The organism is Leptobacterium flavescens, from assembly GCF_010671605.1.
In the GTDB taxonomy this organism is placed as follows: Bacteria; Bacteroidota; Bacteroidia; order Flavobacteriales; family Flavobacteriaceae; genus Leptobacterium; species Leptobacterium flavescens.
Map to the genome: position 1 here is coordinate 282,924 of NZ_JAABOO010000001.1, position 20,271 is coordinate 303,194.

Consider the following 20,271-nt stretch of genomic DNA (forward strand, 5'->3'; position numbering starts at 1 on the left):
ATGGCTGGAAATCACCTCATAGGGAAACAATTGATATTACTGGAGTTCAGTACTTCGGACAATACCTATGTGATCCAGCAAAAAATAAGCAGCCTGTTCTGGCAAAAGCTGGTTCCCGAACTGAATAGGTTATTTGATAAGGTAGCCGGTAAAAATGAAGTGATCCGATTTGACAGGATAGAACTTGATATCGGTAGCATAGACCCGGGTAACAGGCTTGAAAACAATGAAGAACTGGTGGCCAGAATAAGCAGGCTTCTTATGGAAGCTATTCACGATAAATTAAAAAGCTTAAGTAAAGAACAAGATCCCGGAGTCCGTGAACAGCAGGACTGGAAAACATTCTCCCGGGAATCCGAAGCCGAAATCCCGGAGAATTACAGAAACAAGATAAGTAGTAGCGGGGCCTCGCAGGAAACACCCGATCCCGGAGATGACCCTGTAGACAGCCCATCGCAGGGCACTGATACCGGTTTGCCTTTAAGAAGACATTATTTTGATTTGTGGCTTTATTGGCTGGAAACAGGTACTCTTCCCTCCTATTCTCTTGAACCCAACGATAACTGGATATTAGCGGTACTGGAAACGCTGGGGCTGGAACACAGGGCGGTGAGTCTTCTGGAAGAAAAAATAAAAAAACATCCCCTGGCCCTGGAACGCCTTATACTTCAACACCATTCCGCAGATCTCAGATCGATCACAGAACTGTTCACCGGATATTCCCAGGCATCCTTACCGGAGTTAATCGAAGAGATCAGTGATCTGATAGGATCAACTCCTTCCCTTGCACAGGATCTGGTTCCCAGAGAGCTGGAAATTGAGATCTGGAGGCAGGTTTTTACAAAAGTTATCGTAAAAGGAGAAAAAGCAAACAGCAGATCCCTTTTTAAACATATTGCCGGGCTTACTGTTCTTTCTGCTTTAAAAGATGAGTTTATCCAGGCCGAAGAAAACATTAAAGCTCTTTATCCCCGCGTATCTGAAGTATTGGAGCATATCCCGGAAAACCCAATAGCGGAGGCCCCTCCCAAAGAAAGGTTCAATTCAGAGCAACGGATCAGAACAGAGGAAGAGCAAAGAATAACAGATCAGGAAAAAAAGGAAATGGAATCTCCTCAATTCTTTAAGAATGCCGGAATGATCTTACTTCATCCTTTCCTGAACCATTTTTTCCAAAAAACAAAGCTTGTTGTTGACGAAAAATTTCAGGATCATTATTGTCAAAGCAAGGCGGTACTTCTGCTTCATTTCCTGGCTACGGGAGAAGAAACCGTCAGGGAATACGAAATGGTCCTGCCTAAATTTCTCTGTGCGATGCCTGCCAATATACCTATCGATCATAACCTGAAGATAACCGAAGAAGAAAAAGAGGAAGCCGTAAACATGCTGAGAGCTGTTATAAACCACTGGCAGGTTCTGGGTAATGTTTCTCCTGAAGGGCTCAGAGAAGGTTTTTTAATTCGTGAAGGGAAGCTCACCAAAGAACAGACCGGCTGGAAATTATATGTTGAACAGAAAACCCTGGACGTATTACTGGATAGGCTGCCCTGGGGGTTGAGTGTAATCAAATTACCGTGGATGAAAGATATCCTGAAAGTTGACTGGAGATAAAATTATTTAAAACAGAAACCTATGAAAGCATTTTTCGAAGACCTGTACCCGTTTGAACTTGTTTTACTCTTTTTAGGAGTATTTCTCTTTTTAATACTGTGTGCCGGCCTGATTTATTACATAGTAAAAAAGAGTGAGATAAAGAGGTTGCTTATGTTTTTCCCCATTCCCATCATTATGATCGCTTACCCGAGTATAAAGGAGATCCAGATCGGTGATTATAAGATTGCCATGAAAGAATACAAGCAGAGGCTCCTGGAAAATCCCGAAGATAAGGAGGCGGAAGAAAAATTGAGGGAAGTAACCGAAAAACTGGAAAAAAGAGCTTCTACATCAGAAGATATTAAGGCCGTTAGTGTTGCCAATCTATTGCTCGGAAATTCGGAAAAAGTAATCGATCTGACCAATAAAGCTATCGAAAAAGATGCTGCAAAATCAAATACATTAAGTGTAGACGGCTCGGATACGGCAGCTAATACAAAAGACAACCAGGCAGTTCACACCCTGATGGAGATCAATAAACTGGCGAGTATACAGGAAGAATTAAACAGGGACTCAACAGCATTAAGAGATACGGTACTCCTGAAAAGGCAGATACAAAAAATAGAATGGGAAAACCCGGAGATCAGGAATTATCTGAACAGGAAAATTACAACCAAATACAGATCAAATCAATAATGAGGAAATAGTTGAAAACCGCAGAGGCAGAAAAAAGTACACATGCTCAGAAACAAACATTAAAGGAGCAGCAACCCTTTTTTAACAAGGAAGGAGGGGATGGAGATTTCTTTTCCAAAACCAACGGAGCAACACAAAACTTTTTTGCCGCAGCCGGAATACAACCCAAACTTACGGTAGGCAGGCCCAATGACAAGTATGAGATAGAAGCAGATATGATGGCCGATAAGGTTGTTCAGCATTTATCAAATGATAATGATCGTAATATCCCGTCAGGATCCGCAACAAATCTCTCCGTTCAGCAAAAATGCAGTTCCTGTGAAAAAGAAGAAAAGCTTCAGGAAAAAAAGGAAGATGATCTCGAAGGGCAATTACCGGATATTAACCGGAAACCAATTTTCGAAAGCAATGCGGAACAACCGGAAACCGAACTACAGACCAAATCCTTAAACGTTCCTCCCTTGCAGACCAAATGTGCTGCATGTGAAGAGAAAGAAAGAATACAGGAAAAGAAGGAGGAGTTAGCCGAAAATGAACTCGATATCCAAACCAAAGAGGAAGGATCCGGAGCAGAGCAACCCTCCAACCTGGAAAACCGTTTGAATTCCAGCAAAGGAAAAGGAAGCCCGATGTCTAAAGACACCCAGGACTCTATGGGTTCTGCTTTCAGTGCAGATTTCAGTAATGTGCGGATACATACCGGAACCGAAGCCGTAAAAATGAACAGGGAATTGGGGGCACAGGCCTTTACCCATGGTAATGACATCTATTTTAACCAGGGAAAATACGATACCAATTCCAGTTCGGGTAAACACTTACTGGCTCATGAATTAACGCACACTATCCAACAAGGCAAAAGTGTTCAGACCAAAAAACAAACCGATACCGACAAGGAAAACTATTCTACAGACGCTCCGCCCAATGTACAGGCGGCCTGGTATAATTTTGATATTCCTTTTACCGATTATCAGTTCGACCCAAGCCTGAGAGGCATTAAAAATGCAGCCAATATCACGGTGGGTGCCGCCAAGGATGCTGCAGGATGGGTTGGTGATCAGGCCAAGGCCATCTTTAATAAGATCAAAAAACTCATCAACAAGGGAAAAGATTGGATCAAGAAGAAGTGGAACGCTTTAAAGAATATGGCTACGGGTGGTTTTAACGCTGCCAAGATCCTCTTTGATATGATCATTCATTTTGTAAAAAGCCCCCTGGGTTTTATCAGCAGTGCCATTATAAACATGGATCCGGAAACTATCAGGACTTCCTGGGGATCATTTACCACTTTTGTTCTCAGTATATGGGATAATTTCCATAAAATGGGAACCGGCCTTATGAAGAGCATACAAAAGGTTTGGGGTACCATAAGCGGATATGCCGATAGCCTTTTCGATAAGATCTCTTCGCTTACCAATAGCAGGCTCTTTAAGCTACTTCCGGGGCCGCTTAAAAGTGTGATCACCGGACTGATCGATTCTGTCCGTTCTCTGTGGAACGGTATAAAAAGTGCCTGGAACATTATCTTTAATAAGGTTAAAACCTTTGTGGATAATGCATTTAAGAAGATCAAAACCTTTATTAAACGTATTCTTTCCTTCGCTATAGATACGGTTATTTCCGGGATTATCCATTTTGGGAAGGCCCTGTTATTTATCCGGGATTTCCTCAAAAGCCCTATGAAGTATCTGAGGCCGCTTGCCGGTAAGATTGCAGGCTTTTTAAAGGGAGTAGATGCTCATTTTAAGGGTCAGATAGATAAATATTTTGGAAACGGAAGCGAAAACGCTACCCCTGCCACAGGGCAAAAAGCAGCACCTGCAGGTACAGCTGAAGGAGTAATTCAGAAAAAGCCCCTTCCGGGAAGCAAAAAAGATTCAGCCACCTGGTCGGAGATCGGTAGCGGGGTATGGGATATTATGAAGAAGAAATGGGAAGAGGTTAAAAAAGACCCGCTTTCGATTGTCCTGAATCTCCTTCTGGACATGGTATTACCTATTATCGGTAATGTAAAAGATGTGATCAAGTTGTTTAAGGACATCAAAAAAATTGTTACTAAACCGCTTGGAGCCGGCTCCCTGGAGGAATTCTGGACAAGCCTTCTCCACATTCTGGATATCCCAATATTAATTTACAATACTTTCTGGAGCATTATAGGGCGTTCTTTAATGTTACCGCTCCTTATCGCCTCCTTTATTCCACATCCTGTTGTTAAAGGTATAGCAGTGGCGGCGGGTTATGCCCTTCTCGGAGCGATGATAACAGGTGAAACCGCCAATATCGGTCATAAGTTACTCCTGTTAAAAACCGGAGCAACCGATGATGAAGAGAAAAAAGACGCCTTTAACAGTCTGTCGGATAGTCTGATCGCCTTTGCAATGGAAATAGCTCTTGCTATCCTTATTCTGGTAGTTTCTGCGATTGCGAATGTAATTAAAGGCATCTTCGGATTTGTAAAAGGGAAAGTATTCAGGCCTAAAACCAAACCTCCTGCAAAAAGCAAACCCGATGTTGATGGTGGCAAAAAGGGAGATGGGCCGGATTCTGATAAGAAAAAATCCGTTCCGGATGAAAAGAAAAAGATCGAGTTACCCGAGGATATTGCCGGAGTTTGCAGGATAGGAAGTATAAACTGTACCAAATTACCGGATAAAATTGTAGCCGAAGTACCTGCATATCCTACTCCTCCTGGTCATAGTGTTCCGTTCCCGGGCGGTCCCTATAAAATCAGGAAATCGGCTTTATCCGGGGTAAGTCGAAATACAAAAACGTTGCAAAAAATTGTTCTGGAAAATCCAGGCTCCTGGAGTACAGCATTCCGAAAAGCTCTCAACAAGGCCAACGGAGGTAAAGCCAAGGTAGATGCTGCTATAAATAATAATAAAACAACCGATCTGAAATGGCCTGTTGAAAACGGAGAAGCATGGCAGGTACATCACAATAAGCCGGTAAGTTACGGAGGAGGTAACGGAATCGGGAACCTCATTCCGCTCCCGGCTACAGTTCACAGACTATTTACATCCTGGTGGACCAAAGTCCAAAACAGGTTTAAAGCGCGATTTACAGATGCCGAATGGGCTGACCTGATGAAAGATGTAACCAGCATCCCGGGAAGTAAAGCAGCAGCCAAGGCCCCTAAATAATAGCAATATGGAAAGGATAGAAAGCTTATTAAATACAATTAAAAATGGCGAGCCAAGAGAAAAACTCTCTGCAGTTTTTGAGCTGGCCAAAGAAGGAATATTCGATAAAATGAACGTCCTGATCAGTGCGCTGGAAAACAAAGATTGGGAAGTGAGAGGAGATGCCATGTATTATCTGGGGAGAATAGGTTGGCTTCCCGCCCTGGAAAGAATAGGAAAAATGATCATCGAAGAGCGTATGTATGACAATAAGAACAACGCTATTTATTCTCTTCAGATCATGGGGTTCCCTGAAGGAGTTCCGCATATCATCCAGCAGTTAACAGATGATAATTTCAATATTCGTGATGATGCCAGAACAGCCCTATACCGCCTCTTCGGAGATCGCATTGCCCATCTGATAGATCGCGGAGAAGAACAGTTTGAGGAAGATGAAGCAAAGAGAAAGGAAATATATACTCAGGATGCCATAGATATCAGTGTTTGGTGGTCCAATAATGAAGACCGGTATCAGGTCGGGAAATCATACTTCTTCGGAGAACTGATAAACCCAAAGGTCATTTTTGATAAGATCCTGGAAGAACCTGATTTAAGTGATGCATACTTATATCAACTGGAAGATCTGACGGGACAAAAGTTTGAAGGTTCAATCAAGGATATCCTGAATCAATGGAGCACCTGGTTAAGTAAAAATCAGGACAGCTTTATCGATGGAGAGAAATATTTTAACGGGAACAGAGTAGTTTATTTTTAAAGATTGCAAAATCGATGAAAACAGCCGAATTAAAGATCGCTTCAACCGCTAATCATCATGTACAGATGAAGCAACAACCCTTTTTTGGTAAAGGGGGAGAAGGGAGTTTTTTTTCGGAAAATAAGGAACCTGCCTCATCTTTTTTCAATAATAATCATGTACAAACCAAACTAAATATCGGTCAACCTGATGATAAGTATGAAGTAGAAGCGGATGCAATGGCTGATAAGGTTGTACAGCGATTATCTACGGAGAACGAAGTATCCAATACACCAATTCTAAATACGGTTAATGCGATACAGGCAAAATGCAGTACATGCGAAGAGGAGGAAAAACTACAGCGGAAGGAAGAGGAGCTTATGGAAAATGACCTCGATATAGAACGAAAATTAAGTTCGGATTCATCTCCCGAGCCCCCGGATGATGATGAAAATATACAGGCAAAATCTAATGGTGTTGGGAATGCAAATACTTCTTCTTTAGAAAGCAGATTACAGGCAAGTAAAGGAAAAGGAAGTCCGATGTCTCAAGATACTCAGGACTCTATGGGTTCTGCCTTCGGAACTGATTTTTCCAATGTTCGTATACACACGGGCAGCAATGCTGTACAGATGAGCAGAGAATTAAATGCACAAGCTTTTACTTATGGGAACGATATTTACTTTAATCAGGGAAAATACGATACAAAGAGTATCAGGGGGAAACATCTGCTTGCACATGAATTAACGCATACGATACAACAGAACCATAATATGGTCAATAAGCAAGAGCTTACTAACCAAACTATGGAAACCAGTCCACTAAATCCGGAATACGACGAAGTTATAATCCCAGATGGTACGGAAATCGGCGATACTCCTTGTCCTGATCTAATTCCTGATTACCCAACAGAACCAGATATTGGGCGAACAAGAAATAGCGATGAAAATCTTTATGAGCGAATATTAAATTTCGGTGGGGATTTCATTGATAATTTTGCCATTCTTAGGGAGATATTCCCAAATTATACGGATTTATGGCAAAGCCTTCCATTATCAGTTAAGGTGTCAATAATTGATAGATCTATTGATAATTTCATCAATGATGTAATCTCACGAAACAGACTTCCGGAAAATCTACAACTCATTGAAAATATTGTTAGGCCAGGTATTATATCATTCGCTAATAGAATGAGAGAAATGCCGGCAGAACTAAAAGTAAGAGTATTTGAAAGAGCAATTACATTAATAGTTAATCCTAACTATTACTTAGGAGTTTTAAAAGGTTTAATTGTTGGTTTCTTTATAGACGGATTGGTAGGGATCATTCAAATGATTATTGATTTAATTTGTTTAATTCCTAAAATTAAAAACTTCTTTCAGGCAATTGGTAGATTTCTTGGCTTAATTCCTGAAGAGATGCAAACTTTACTTCGCTCAATTTCCGAATTGGAAACTGAGTTACAGGAGGCTGCCGAAAACGCCGGGCAGGAATTCAATGAAATTATTAATGATCCAAGAAGAATGTCGGGTATTATGCTTGCATTGTCATTAGCTAGCGTACGCATATCTTCTCAAATAGGTGAAAGAGTAGCCGATTTTTATATAAGATCTTATAGATTGCCTGCTTTCTCTTTAGGAGAAATAGTTGGGCGAGTTATAGGGCAATTAATTTTTGAAGTAATAACTCTGGTATTTTCATTAGGAGGAGGGGCTGCAATTACAACCGTTAAAAGCATACTTCGAATTGCTGGAAAACTTCTCAAAAAAATAGGTCAGTTCATATTTCCCTTATTTAGAGTTTTAAGAGTCATTTTCAGACACGCTATGGGGATCATTTCAGGAATTATGCGATTCCTGACCTCCGGGTTTAGGCGAGTTGCCGTGAAATTAAGGCTAGTTCTAGGTGATCTGGACGAGATTTTTAGGTTATTCAATGTATTATGTAGAGTTGGAAGCATTAGATGTTTAAGACGGAGGCTTCACAGATCATTCGTTTTAAGAGGAGTAACATTAAGAGGTTTTAGAAATGCAGGAGAAGTAATGGAACGAGTAGGTAATCTACGAAATCGTCTATTGAGAATGGGAATCACTGATATGCAGATAGGAATTAGAGGAAGTTCAATAACAGGAGTTTCTCATTCAAGGGGGACTCCTTTCAGGTGGTTGCCCGGAGGAGGTTTAGGTCCAAGTGATGTAGACATATTTATCACAAGTCCAACATTAGAAAGAAGAATTAGATTTTTGCATGGTCCAGGAGGAGATCCGTTCCCGGGAGGACGAATATCAAGAAGACGATTAAGAGCTCTATTACCGGATATAGCAGAAGAACTGGAGAGATTTTCGGAGCAAACCGCTTCGCAACTAGGGAGAAATTCCAGTGTAATTATATTAGAAGAAGCTTTTGCTGATTCATTACCCACAAGTTCACGTATAATTTTTTAAAACAATGAAAGGAAAACATTTAAATCCAATACCAAAACTAGAAAAAGTTTCACTCAACATTAGTTCAATTACAGTTGAGTGTTATGTATGGAAGCCTCGTAAAACTTCTTATTTCGCAGGATATATTGAGTTTAAAGGTCAGTATCGAATCGGTTCTGCGGGAATTAACGATGCTAAATATATACACTGGAAAATAAATGAATTCTGTGACCTTACTTTTCCAGAACCGATTCTGGGTTTAATAGTGGATTTAACCCAATTAGATTACTCTTATGGAGATGATCTAGAAATTTTTCCCGAAAGGCTTATTAGTAGAAATTTACCCATAAAGGTCCTGGTTCAAACAGATTCTCTGGGAATTTTTGATAAAATACTCGATAAAAATATTTTGACGGATTCCCGTGAAGTAGCATTTGATCAAATAGAAAATTTTTTACAAAAATATAATTTATGATCTCTTGAAAAGAAACCGATCGATCTGCTTAGATAAAAACCGGAATTAAAAGTGTACAACAGATGAAAACAGCCGAATTAAAAACCACCTCAACTGCTAATCATTCTATACGGATGAAGCAGCAATCCTTTTTTGGCAAAGAGGGAGAAGGGAATTTTTTTTCAGCGAATAAAGAGTCAGCTTCATCTTTTTTTGATAATAACATTATACAAACCAAATTAAGCATCGGCCAACCTGATGATAAGTATGAGTTAGAAGCTGATGCTATGGCTGATAAGGTCGTTCAGCGATTGTCTACGGAGAACGAAATATCCAACACACCAATTCCAAGCGCAGTTAATGTAGTTCAGGCTAAATGCAATGCATGTGAAGAGGAGGAGAAATTACAACGGAAGGAAGAAGAACTTCTGGAGAATGATCAGGATATAGATCGAAAATTAAGTTCGGATTCTCTACCTGAACCTCCCGGTGATGATGAAGATATACAGGCAAAATCTGATGGCATTCCGAATGCAGATACTTCTTCTTTAGAAAGCAGGTTACAGGCCAGTAAAGGAAAAGGCAGCCCAATGTCCAGAGAACTACAAAGCTCAATGGGAAATGCTTTTGGTACTGACTTTTCCGGTGTTAGAATTCATACAGGAAGTGATGCTGTGCAGATGAGCAGGGAGTTAAATGCGCAGGCATTTACATATGGAAACGATATTTACTTTAATCAGGGAAAATACGATACAAATAGTTCCAGCGGGAAACATCTCCTTGCACATGAATTAACACATACGATACAACAAAACTCTGGCCTCAACAAAAGTATTCAAAGGGTCATCATTGGAGACACAATTCAAATGAATACCCTTTCCGGAATTCCATATAGAGTCGAGCTGCACGGGCCCTATTCAGATTCAGCCATAGCCGAAGAGCTTTATGGTGATCCACAAGCACCGGTACGGCATTCAAACGAGAATTATTCTATCATCCTGGTCGATTATCCCCGGTTACTGGACAGGTGGAAGCCAAGTTTCAGAAGTGGAGGCCTTACAACGGCACAGGAAGAAAGTGAAGAAGAAATTCAGGAACAGGAAATTCCAAATACTGATATTGAAGACCTGATTAGCTCCGAGCGGATTGTTCCTCCATCCGGGGTTGATTCGTTAATGTTCAGGAATGTCCCATTAACCTCTGATACCAATAGATGTAAGGCACAACTTCTTCATTTGTATCACACCCATGGAGAAGCCTATACAGCTCTTTATATTGATTCCTTTGCACGTGTTCTGGGATCCAGATACGATGCTCAATCAGGGCGACGTTTATCCGATGACGAAGTTAATCTTGGGAATCAAATACTTCCACTACTTCGTTCCGAATTTGAATCACTTATTAGCTTACGAGATAGATTTGCAACCGTAGTAAAAAATGCCGCTGTTGTTCAGCTCAACAGGAATATTACATCCCTTGACGAATGGAAAACATATATAACAAGTCAAATGCCAGCTCAGATATATGGGCAAGCCTATGCTGTTACTACCCGGGATCTGTATGGGGAAGTAGAACGTAATCCTATCAATCCAACTGCTCCGTTTTCAAACAGAGATTTATTTGAAATCTGGGCGATTACCGAATCTCCTCACCTAAGAGGGGTGAACGAACGAGTTATACGACAAGAAATTGGAGGAGGATGCCAATATTGTCACGAGACTAATTTAGCATTACAGCGAACGTACAGAGATCAAGATCTAGGTCGAAACAGAGGGCTTAATTGGCAGGCTCCCGAAAATATTGCTCCCGACCTTGCTCGTTTTGCTGAACAAAACCCTTCATCAGCACCGGCAATTCAAAATCGAAGCAATAGGAATGTATCCGCTCAAGGCGTTAGCAATACTTTTGATACCAGTGGAATAGATCAAAATCGGTACCCTGGCACACATTCTGTAGTTGATGCTATTAATCGAATAAGGACATATATACAACCTTTAGGGCCGGACGGCTACGGAGTTCTAACGAGTGAACAAATTCTTTCTGCACAGACCGCTCCGGAGCTAGTTTCATCTGTAATTCAAAAAATCGAGGAAAGGCAAGCAAAGTATCGATTGTTAATAGAAAAAATTCAGGATGGGGATATCGAATATACAAAGCTCGGAGAAATCCTTAATCGCCTGTTTCCTTTGGCAATACCTGAAGTTAAATTAATGATCACTGCCGATAGGATACATGAGACCAGATTCCAGGAGAATCTGTCAATTGGTCTCTTAATAGCCAGTATAGCTTCCTTATTGCTTTCAATTTTCCCTCCTACCGCTCCTCTTGGAGTTGCAATGGGAATGGGGCTTGCAGCCTACGGAGTGTATGAAGGGTATAATACAATGATGGAAGGGTATAATTATTCTTTAGGACAGTATTCCGGTACATTTACTACCGAACAGGAGGAAGCGGCCAGTAGACTTATGGTTATGGGGGTGGTTTCGATGGTTATAAGTGCCTTTGACTTCGGATCATCCGCGGTTTCAATTGGAAGAATTGGTCTAGCTACGCTTACACGTGCAGGTAGAACGGCAACGCTGGTCAGCAGAGTAGCAGGCGCCTCAGATAATATTGCCTTTGAAATTTCAGGTTTGACCTCTCAACGAGCAAGAGTAATAATAAGAGATTTGGCCGGAGATATTATAGCTGACACTACTCTGGATTTTATACTGGAAGAAGCAGTAAACTCTCTAACTGCACCCAATTCAAATAATGAAGAAGATCCATTATTTTCTGAAGAACATCCCGATGTCATATATATTTCCGGGCGCGCAGATATCCCATTGAATGATATGTCTGAATTCACTTTTGGTGAAGAAGCCTTCATTCAACGAACTCCTGAATCAGATGCTTATGAAGAAGCAGTAAGGCAGGCAATGAGGCGGGGTTCATTTCATGAAAGATTCGGCTGGCCTCCGGAAGGGATTACTCATGTTATTCAAGGAAAATATCATGGTAGATCAGGTTGGGGGTTTGATGCTATAGGAATATATCATCATCCAAATGGTAACATTTCCATCTATATTGTTGAAGTAAAAGGCGGTCTTGATCCAAGTTTGGGTCGAACTAATGCGGGTACTCAAGTGGGAAGAGGTTGGATTATGGCAAAAATAGAAGGGATATTATCCAGTTTGGAAGAAGGAAGTACCGATGCCGTTGGGCGAAGAACATATAGACAGTTAGTACGTTCCATGGGTATTGAGCATCTCTCCGAAGCAGATGCAAAGGCTTTTATACGAAGAAAATTCAGAGAAATTCCAGATTCACATATCGGGGTAGTCGTCAGGCAGCATGCGGATCTTGGCCCCAGAAGAACCAGAGCCGATGGATCCGTTAGAGGGAGAGGTATGGGATCTCAGGTAGGTGGGCTATCTAGTTCTGGAACCAGAGTACGAGTAAGAAGACATTAAAACTAATAATTATGGAAACTTTTTCTAAAGCAGAGGTCATGTTCCTAAAAGCAGATTCTAAATTGCAAAATGGTCATTACAAAGAAGGGATACAAATTTTAGAAGAATTGTTAAAAGAGAGCCCTGATTTTGCACCAGCTTATAACCATATGGGGTGGTTGTATTTTGTTCATCTAAGTGATCTCACAAAAGCCGAGGGCTTTTTTAAAAAAACAATAAAACTCGATCCGGCTTACCCTCCGGTATACCCTAATTATGCTGCACTGTTAAATGCAATGGATCGACATGAGGAACTTGAAAATCTTATAAACACTGCATTGGATATTGAAAATGTTGATGTTGCCGCCTTACATTATGAGCGGGCAACCATGAATGAAGTTAAACAGGATTATGTAAAAGCCGAGGAATCTTTAAGGAAAGCCATTCAATATTCTTTATCTAATTCAGATGTCAGGTTTTATTCAGAAGCTCTGGAAAGAGTGGTAATGAAAAAGAGTTTATTAAGCTAGGTAGAACTATTAATATTATGCATAAAATATCGAATTGAATTTAAAATAATACTAAAATCACAAACTATGGCAACAAAAGAATATACACTCAGTAAGGCCCACAAATGGAACCGATTGATCTGTGATGCCATACATTATGTAAACTTTCCCCCGACCATTGCCGCCAGAGCACTGGCAATGGTACATACTGCAATGTATGACGCATGGACCAATTATAACGACGGAGGTTGCGAAGTAAGCACCACCACAGGAAGTCGTTTTAAACAACCGGACAACGAATGTACCTCCGAAAACCGGGAGAAAACCTATAGCCATGCGGCTTATACAACTGCCCAGGCTCTTTTCTGGTGCCTTCTTCCGCCGGAACATAAAAATATGTTCCGCGATTTTATGTGTGAGTGCGGATTTGATCCGGATGATAAAAATATGGAACCCGATAATGCCGTCGGGATAGGGAATCTTTCGGCCAAACTCATTCTGGAATGCAGAATGGGAGATGGTTCCAATCCGCATGCTACATTACATGAAGGGAAATATTCGGATTTTAGTATGTACCGTCCACTCAATCCGCCCGTACCTCAGCCTCTGAAATACATAGATCACTGGCAACCACAATTGAGGAACCATAAACCGCAAGAATTTATGACTGCGCACTGGGGACTGGTAAAACCTTTTGCCCTGACCTGGGGCGGGCAATTCAGACCTCCCTACCCTGCTCCATGCGACAGTAAGGCTTTTAAAGAACAAGCCGATCTTGTCCTGAAGTACAGCAGGGATCTGACCGACGAGCAAAAGATGATAGCGGAGTTCTGGGCCGGAATGCACGAGGATAAATTTGCAGATACGGTCAAGGATAACAGCGGGCGTTCAGCAACTCCACCCGAGCAATGTTGCAGGCAGGCAAGATATCTGTCGAAGAAATATGGACATAAAAATGCCTTCGACATTAAAATGTTCTTTCTTCTGAGCAATGCGCTGCTGGATGCAGGGATTGCAGCCTGGGACTGTAAAGCTTTTTACGATTATGTACGTCCAATTTCTGCGATCCGCTATTTATACAGAGGTAAAAGTATAGAAGCCTGGGGAGGACAATGTGAAGGAACAAAGGAGATTGAAGGAGAGAACTGGCTTCCGTATATTCCTACTCCACCCTTTGCCGAATACGTTTCAGGGCATAGCACTTTCAGCGCAGCTGCACAGGAAGTACTCTCCTGTTTTTGCGAAAGCGATAAATATGGCGAATGTGCAACTATTCCCAAAGGAGGGTCGAAGATAGAACCCGAATGCAGTCCGAAGGAAGATATTGTCCTTGAATGGAAAATGTTAAAAGATGCAGCAAACGAAGCCGGTATATCCAGGCTTTACGGAGGGATCCATTTTACAGATGGCGATCAGGAAGGTAGGAAACTGGGAAACCGGGTAGGTTGCCAGGTATGGGAAAGAACACTTCAGTATTTTAACGGAGAACTGGGATAAATTTAAAATGGCACAGGTAATTTCCATAGCTAATTTTAAGGGAGGTGTAGGTAAGACCACTACAGCCATCAATCTTGCTGCAGGATTAAAAGCCAAAGGGAAAAAGACACTTTTGATAGATGTTGATCCGCAGGCCAATCTGACGCAATCTCTCGGAATACATGATCAGATCGAAGCATCTGTATACCACGTATTGCACAAGGAAGCCTTCGGAGAGGAAACTAAACTGGAGGATGTCCTGGTCAGTGCATCCGGCCTGGACCTTATCCCGTCGTCTCTGGAGCTTGCCGGAGCCGAACTGGAACTGGCCAGTGTATACGGGCGGGAACAGATCCTGGATCAGTTGATAAGCTCCCTGAAAACATACGATTTTGTATTTATAGATTGCCCTCCGTCTATGGGAATGTTAACCATTAACGCTCTCGTTAGCAGTGATTTTGTGATGATCCCGCTGCAGGCTGAATTTCTTCCTCTGAAGGGAGTACGCAGTTTTTTAAAACATCTCGAACTGATACGAAAACTCAATAAACGGATCGAATTACTCGGTTTTCTTCTTACCAGGTATGACCATCGGAAAAAAATGAACCGGCAGGTCAGAGAGGAACTGGAAACAGAATTCAATTCTGATAAGGTTTTTAAAACGGTTATTCGTACCAACATAGCCCTGGCTAATGCCCAGGAAAAGGGTATAGATATTTTTAGTTATGATAAAAACACCAATGGAGCTATTGATTATGCCAGCCTTACGGAAGAGTTTTTATCAAAATTCAATCATTAAATTCTATTAAGATGAAAAATATATTCTCAGGCAGACGGAATAAGAGTCCGCATAACAATGAAGAAGCAGAAAAGAGTGAAGCGCCTTTTTTTTCAAAAGAAGACAAAAGTCCTTTCTTTAATAAAGGAAATGACAGTGCCGTACAGAAGAAACAGGACTCATCATCCGGTGGGCTAAGTATTGGGAAACCGGGAGATAAGTATGAAAAGGAAGCAGATAATATGGCGGAAGCAGTAGTCAATAAATCTACCAAGCCGGATATTCAGAATAAAGAGATCAGCAGTATTCAAAGAGAATCCCTGGCTACACCTCAGGAGGACGAAAAATTAGGCACTGCGGAACAGCGAATGGAGGAAGACAAACTGGTTCAGGAAAAGAAAGAGATACAGAAGACGGAGGATCCGGAAGAAGAAATGGTGAATAAAATGGATGAAGAGAAAGAAGAGGATAAAAAGGTACAGGCCAAGGGAAATCCGGGTAATCAAACTGCAGGGAAAGCCCTCTCACAAAAAATAAAAAGCAAATCCGGAAAAGGAAGGAAACTCTCTTCCAAAACCAAAGCAGAAATGGAATCTTCGTTTGGGCGTAATTTTAGTGAAGTAAATATACACACCGATGATGATGCCGTAAAAATGAATAAAGAATTGGGAGCTCAGGCTTTTACACACGATAAGGATATTTATTTTAATTCCGGGAAATTCAACCCCGATTCGGAAAGCGGAAAGCGATTACTGGCACATGAGCTGACCCATGTAGTACAGCAAAACGATGGTATTCAGAAAAAAGAAAGCGGAGAATCCTTTCAATCAGCATCATCTGTACATACAAACCCGCTTACCGGACTCAAAAAAGGCGACGGCCTTATTTTCGGCACATTTCATTTAAGGCCCAGGGTGCAACTGCTGCAGCAAAAGCTCAATGAAAAGACACTATCGGGCCTTGCAATAGATGGGATGTTCGGTCCGAAGACGATGACCGCACTGAGATATTTTCGGGCCATGCATTTTATTCCCCCTCAAAAACAAAATGAAGATTCTCCCTTCGATCTGGTCAGTTTTGGCCCGGAGGCAGAAGAGAAAAAATCGGATGCTGCCTTTTCAGATGAAGTGGTAGACCCTCTTACGGCGGATGCTTTAATGACGCCTCTGGGAGATGTTTGTAACGAAAACAATAAACCACCTCAGCCTTTTGAATTAAAAAGACTCAAAGATTCTACTCCTATGAATAATCCGGTTTGTTCAACAACCGGGATCCTCAGGGTAAAGGGTATTTTTAAATGGATAGAATCTGCCACAGATTTCAGGTTAAAGATCGAAGTATTCAGGGCAAAAGGGCAATCCTTCAAAGAACCGATCGCCTTTGGGATTGTTCATATAAATGATGAAGACACCCTTGTCAATAAAGTCATTGATGTTCCGGAAAATGATGTTTATCATCTCAATTTTAAAGTGCTTAAGCCTGAAAAAGGTAAGGCTTTAAAAGGTAAAGGACATGTATTTCAAACCAAATAAAACGGGAATAAAATGAAAGAGATACCTGAATACCTTTCTTATCTTAAAATGCTTATCAATAAGCGTTTCGACATCTATTTCAATTCGGATCTGGATGAGAGTTCCTTTGAAGAAACTTTACAGACCGATCTGAGCTTTGAGGAAGATGAAAGACTATCAAAATACTACAATACACGGGAAGAACTGGTGGTTTTGCTCCTGGGCCTGATCCCTCATATCAATACTATTTTTATGGATCAGGTAATTCAGGAAAAGATAAACGCTTCCGGCGATTTTCCGCAGATCGGTGGAGTAAGGGGGAAAAATTTCAGAGGTTTTATCCCCACGGGAGAAACAGCGCTTTTTATTTTGGGAGGGAATCTGCTTGAAAAACGAAAAAGGATCATGGAGATCTTTAATCCGGATCATTTCTACATCAGGAAAGGGATCCTTCGCCTGGAAGATTCTCCGGACGGGGAGCCTCGTATGAGCGGAAAGATCATTCTTTCTCCCGAACATGTGGAGTTATTGCTGTTAGGGAAAATGAACAAACCGGAGTTCAGTCTAAAATTTCCGGCAAAGATCATTGAAACCGAAATGGAATGGAGCGATCTTGTTCTCAATCAGGAAACCCATTCGCAGATCCAAGAACTACAGGCATGGATCGCTCACGGAAATACACTCTTACAGGACTGGGGAATGTATAAAAAATTAAAGCCCGGGTACAGAGTGCTTTTTCACGGTCCTCCGGGTACGGGTAAAACATTAACTGCTACCCTTCTCGGAAAATATACAGGGAAAGATGTTTATAAAATAGACCTTTCCATGGTCGTATCTAAATTTATAGGAGAAACGGAAAAGAACCTGGCTAACCTCCTGGCCCGTGCAGAAAAAACCGAAGACATTCTGTTTTTTGACGAAGCGGATGCCCTCTTCGGAAAGCGTACCAACGTCAGGGATGCCCATGACAAATACGCCAATCAGGAAGTTTCTTATTTATTACAGCGTATAGAAAGTTACAACGGGCTTGTAATCCTGGCCTCCAATCTTAAAAGTAATATAGACGAAGCTTTTGTACGGCGTTTTCAATCCATCATTCATTTCCCGCTTCCCAAGGTATCGGAGCGCCATATATTGTGGAAAAAGGCATTTCCATCTAAGGTTAAACTTCATAAAGATGTGGACCTCCTTCAACTGGCGCAAAAATACGAACTGTCGGGAGCAGAGATCATGAACATTGTTCAGTACGCCTGTCTCTGTGCTTTGGATGCAGGTAAGAAAACCATAACCTCTTCTTTTGTAGTAAATGGTATTCAAAGAGAATATCAAAAAGGTGGTAGGATTATGAGGTGATCTTTGAGATCAGGGAGCTAAATTCTGCCATAGCTATTCTCAAACAAAAAATTATTCAGTTCGGTCAGGTCGAGTCTTAGGTCTTCATTACTTAATTCGAAGTCTTTTGATGTGAAAAGCAGATTTTCCAATCTCTTTCCAATGGTGATTTTAGATAACATCTTTGTAATTTTTAAGGTTATAATGCAAAGATCCTATCCAAATTCGGCTTAGGGTTTACTTAAAAGTCCATAGAATGTGCTTAGAAGTCCAATGCCTGTTTTCAGGCATTTATATGAGTATTTTTAAACTGTCTGGGAGTCGATTGGTATTTCTGTTTAAAGGCCCTGGTAAAATGAGAAGTATTCTTAAACCCGCTTTCATAGCACACTTCACTTATACTCAGATCGGAACCGATCAGCAGGGTTTTGGCATATTCGAGTCGCTTATCGTTCAGCCATCTGGAGGGAGTATTATTAAAACAGTTCTTAAAATCTCTTTTGAATGCTGAAAGGCTTCTTCCGCATAATTTCGCAAAATCCTCTATTTTCAGATCGTACTGAAAATTTTTCAGCATAATGCTTTCAATATTTGCCTTTGTTCCCGTATAGATCTCATTAAAAAAATGAAGCAACTCCCTGTTCCTCGGGTTTAAAACGATATTGAACAGTAACTCCCTGAACTTGATGTTTACCAGGGATTCCGGGATGTTTTCTCCGTCTTTCAGGTAGTGAAAAATACTGTGTACGAGGGAAAGGAAAAAATCGTCCGTATCGATATCAAAAACGGAAATATCTTTATCCGGGCCTGCCAGATCTTTAAGGAAGCGCCTGTTTTCTATCATAAAATCCTGAATAAACTGGTCGTTGATAAAAAACATCATCACGCAATACTCATCCTCCATATATTGCTTGGTCACATAAACTCCCTTCTTTACGAGCAGAGCATCTCCGGCCGCAAGACTATAGGTTTTTGAAGGGGTAACCCAGTCTTTTCTTCCGTTTATGACATAGATGATCATATGAGATTCCGTCCACAGGCGAAATTCTTCCACATTAAGCGGGCATTTGTATTCTACGAACAAATAATCGCTTCCCACTAACTTATTAAAGCGGGGATGCTTCTTAAAATATTCGTAGATATCTATGATCATAGAACAACTTTTAAAACTCTGTAACAGAGATAAATAAAGTGTTAAATTAATAAATCTTACATATTTCGGAAAACTTTTGGTTTTTTACGAATATTAAAAACCGCCTTCCCATTAAGATCGGGAAGACGGCTTAACTAGTTGGTTGATCGGATATTAAAATTTAAAAGCGAGTGCAATCTCGTGAGTTCCATCTTCAAACGTATTGATATCTGAAGTATTCGATTCGTAGGCATATCCTATTTCCAGCCAGTTCTGGATACTAACATAGGCCAAGCCTCCCAATGCCCTGTCAAGTCTGTAATTAGCCCCTACTTCAAAACGATCCAGGAACTTAAAGGTGGCAGTGACATCTAAAACAGTTTCATCCGATGAAAACCTAAGCAAAGAGGAAGGTGTAAAAACCACCGCATCGCTCAATTTAAAATGGTAACCTCCGCTTAAATAGAGCTGCAATTCATTATTGGCAGTGGTTACAACCCCACTTTCATCATCTATACGATCTGTCGATAAGATCCTCGGAGATGACAGGGAAGCAAAATAGTTCTCATTTTTCAGGTAAAGCCCCGCTCCTACATTCGGATTAAAGGTATTTGCATTCTGTGCAAATAAAGGATCCGTAGGAAGGTCCAGGCTATTAAAATCGATATTTACAAAAGTCCCTCCTGCCTGTATCCCGAAATAAAGATCGGTGGCAAAACCTATTTGCAGTTTATAGGAGAAACTGGCAAAGAGCGATGTAGCCTGCTCAATAAAAACATTATCTACAATAGTGGTTACTCCCACTCCTATTTTCTCATTAACAGGAATACTCAAATAAAAACTCTGGGTTTCCGGAGCATTTTCAATATTGACAAACTGACTCCTGAAATCTGAACGCAAGCTTACATTTTCATCCAGGCCAAAAGCTGCAGGATTAAAGAAAGCCGTATTATATCTGTATAGTGTATAGGTCGGTTCCTGTTGTGCAAAAGTATTGAATGCACATCCGATAAGCAGGAATCCGAGAACAACTGATTTATATAGTTTCATCTTAATATTTTTT

General features: G+C 41.0%; 15 protein-coding genes. 12 read left to right on the top strand and 3 right to left on the bottom strand.

Going from position 1 to position 20,271, the window contains the following annotated elements; all coding sequences use genetic code 11:
- From GWK08_RS01290 to GWK08_RS01345, 12 genes are all read left to right on the top strand, one after another.
- Positions 1-1,611: a contractile injection system tape measure protein gene (locus tag GWK08_RS01290; protein WP_163605101.1), complete on the top strand. Its 1,611-nt coding sequence runs from the start codon at positions 1-3 to the stop codon at positions 1,609-1,611.
- Between the two features lie 21 nt (positions 1,612-1,632).
- Entirely contained in the window at positions 1,633-2,289 is a 657-nt protein-coding gene (locus tag GWK08_RS01295; RefSeq protein WP_163605102.1) for a hypothetical protein, read from the top strand.
- Positions 2,290-2,300: 11 nt separating this feature from the next.
- A complete protein-coding gene (locus GWK08_RS01300) occupies positions 2,301-5,429 on the top strand; it encodes an eCIS core domain-containing protein (protein WP_163605103.1) in 3,129 nt (1,042 codons plus the stop codon).
- A 7-nt stretch (positions 5,430-5,436) separates the two neighbouring features.
- Positions 5,437-6,183 (top strand): HEAT repeat domain-containing protein, encoded by a 747-nt coding sequence (locus tag GWK08_RS01305; protein WP_163605104.1) that lies wholly within the window; start codon positions 5,437-5,439, stop codon positions 6,181-6,183.
- A gap of 14 nt (positions 6,184-6,197) precedes the next feature.
- Entirely contained in the window at positions 6,198-8,606 is a 2,409-nt protein-coding gene (locus GWK08_RS01310; RefSeq protein ID WP_163605105.1) for an eCIS core domain-containing protein, read from the top strand.
- A gap of 4 nt (positions 8,607-8,610) precedes the next feature.
- Entirely contained in the window at positions 8,611-9,060 is a 450-nt protein-coding gene (locus GWK08_RS01315) for a hypothetical protein (RefSeq protein WP_163605106.1), read from the top strand.
- A 62-nt stretch (positions 9,061-9,122) separates the two neighbouring features.
- Complete coding sequence (locus GWK08_RS01320; RefSeq protein WP_163605107.1) at positions 9,123-12,491, top strand: eCIS core domain-containing protein; 3,369 nt, start codon at positions 9,123-9,125, stop codon at positions 12,489-12,491.
- An 11-nt stretch (positions 12,492-12,502) separates the two neighbouring features.
- Positions 12,503-13,000, top strand: coding sequence for a tetratricopeptide repeat protein (locus GWK08_RS01325; RefSeq protein WP_163605108.1), 498 nt, complete (start codon positions 12,503-12,505; stop codon positions 12,998-13,000).
- Positions 13,001-13,066: 66 nt separating this feature from the next.
- A complete protein-coding gene (locus tag GWK08_RS01330; RefSeq protein ID WP_163605109.1) occupies positions 13,067-14,476 on the top strand; it encodes a vanadium-dependent haloperoxidase in 1,410 nt (469 codons plus the stop codon).
- A gap of 7 nt (positions 14,477-14,483) precedes the next feature.
- The gene (locus GWK08_RS01335) at positions 14,484-15,254 is read left to right on the top strand and encodes a ParA family protein (protein WP_163605110.1); all 771 of its coding nucleotides are present in this window, start codon (positions 14,484-14,486) and stop codon (positions 15,252-15,254) included.
- An 11-nt stretch (positions 15,255-15,265) separates the two neighbouring features.
- Positions 15,266-16,765 carry an eCIS core domain-containing protein gene (locus tag GWK08_RS01340; protein WP_163605111.1) on the top strand — a complete coding sequence of 500 codons (1,500 nt, stop codon included), beginning with the start codon at positions 15,266-15,268 and terminating at the stop codon, positions 16,763-16,765.
- Between the two features lie 12 nt (positions 16,766-16,777).
- Positions 16,778-18,097 carry an ATP-binding protein gene (locus tag GWK08_RS01345; RefSeq protein WP_163605112.1) on the top strand — a complete coding sequence of 440 codons (1,320 nt, stop codon included), beginning with the start codon at positions 16,778-16,780 and terminating at the stop codon, positions 18,095-18,097.
- 17 nt (positions 18,098-18,114) lie between these two features.
- On the opposite strand, the gene GWK08_RS01350 is transcribed toward GWK08_RS01345, so the two are convergent.
- The 3 genes from GWK08_RS01350 to GWK08_RS01360 all read right to left on the bottom strand — a co-directional run bounded on the left by GWK08_RS01350 (position 18,115) and on the right by GWK08_RS01360 (position 20,258).
- The gene (locus tag GWK08_RS01350) at positions 18,115-18,258 is read right to left on the bottom strand and encodes a hypothetical protein (protein WP_163605113.1); all 144 of its coding nucleotides are present in this window, start codon (positions 18,256-18,258) and stop codon (positions 18,115-18,117) included.
- A gap of 101 nt (positions 18,259-18,359) precedes the next feature.
- Positions 18,360-19,229 (bottom strand): helix-turn-helix domain-containing protein, encoded by an 870-nt coding sequence (locus GWK08_RS01355; RefSeq protein WP_204335981.1) that lies wholly within the window; start codon positions 19,227-19,229, stop codon positions 18,360-18,362.
- 153 nt (positions 19,230-19,382) lie between these two features.
- A complete protein-coding gene (locus GWK08_RS01360) occupies positions 19,383-20,258 on the bottom strand; it encodes a PorP/SprF family type IX secretion system membrane protein (RefSeq protein WP_163605114.1) in 876 nt (291 codons plus the stop codon).
- Between the last annotated feature and the right edge of the window lie 13 nt (positions 20,259-20,271).

Excerpts from the sequence above, each read along its gene's own strand:
- GWK08_RS01290 (WP_163605101.1), top strand. The coding sequence starts at position 1 with ATGGCTGGAAATCACCTCATAGGGAAACAATTGATATTACTGGAGTTC.
- GWK08_RS01295 (WP_163605102.1), top strand. The coding sequence starts at position 1,633 with ATGAAAGCATTTTTCGAAGACCTGTACCCGTTTGAACTTGTTTTACTC.
- GWK08_RS01305 (WP_163605104.1), top strand. The coding sequence starts at position 5,437 with ATGGAAAGGATAGAAAGCTTATTAAATACAATTAAAAATGGCGAGCCA.
- GWK08_RS01310 (WP_163605105.1), top strand. The coding sequence starts at position 6,198 with ATGAAAACAGCCGAATTAAAGATCGCTTCAACCGCTAATCATCATGTA.
- GWK08_RS01315 (WP_163605106.1), top strand. The coding sequence starts at position 8,611 with ATGAAAGGAAAACATTTAAATCCAATACCAAAACTAGAAAAAGTTTCA.
- GWK08_RS01320 (WP_163605107.1), top strand. The coding sequence starts at position 9,123 with ATGAAAACAGCCGAATTAAAAACCACCTCAACTGCTAATCATTCTATA.
- GWK08_RS01325 (WP_163605108.1), top strand. The coding sequence starts at position 12,503 with ATGGAAACTTTTTCTAAAGCAGAGGTCATGTTCCTAAAAGCAGATTCT.
- GWK08_RS01330 (WP_163605109.1), top strand. The coding sequence starts at position 13,067 with ATGGCAACAAAAGAATATACACTCAGTAAGGCCCACAAATGGAACCGA.
- GWK08_RS01335 (WP_163605110.1), top strand. The coding sequence starts at position 14,484 with ATGGCACAGGTAATTTCCATAGCTAATTTTAAGGGAGGTGTAGGTAAG.
- GWK08_RS01340 (WP_163605111.1), top strand. The coding sequence starts at position 15,266 with ATGAAAAATATATTCTCAGGCAGACGGAATAAGAGTCCGCATAACAAT.
- GWK08_RS01345 (WP_163605112.1), top strand. The coding sequence starts at position 16,778 with ATGAAAGAGATACCTGAATACCTTTCTTATCTTAAAATGCTTATCAAT.
- GWK08_RS01350 (WP_163605113.1), bottom strand. The coding sequence starts at position 18,258 with ATGTTATCTAAAATCACCATTGGAAAGAGATTGGAAAATCTGCTTTTC.
- GWK08_RS01355 (WP_204335981.1), bottom strand. The coding sequence starts at position 19,229 with ATGATCATAGATATCTACGAATATTTTAAGAAGCATCCCCGCTTTAAT.
- GWK08_RS01360 (WP_163605114.1), bottom strand. The coding sequence starts at position 20,258 with ATGAAACTATATAAATCAGTTGTTCTCGGATTCCTGCTTATCGGATGT.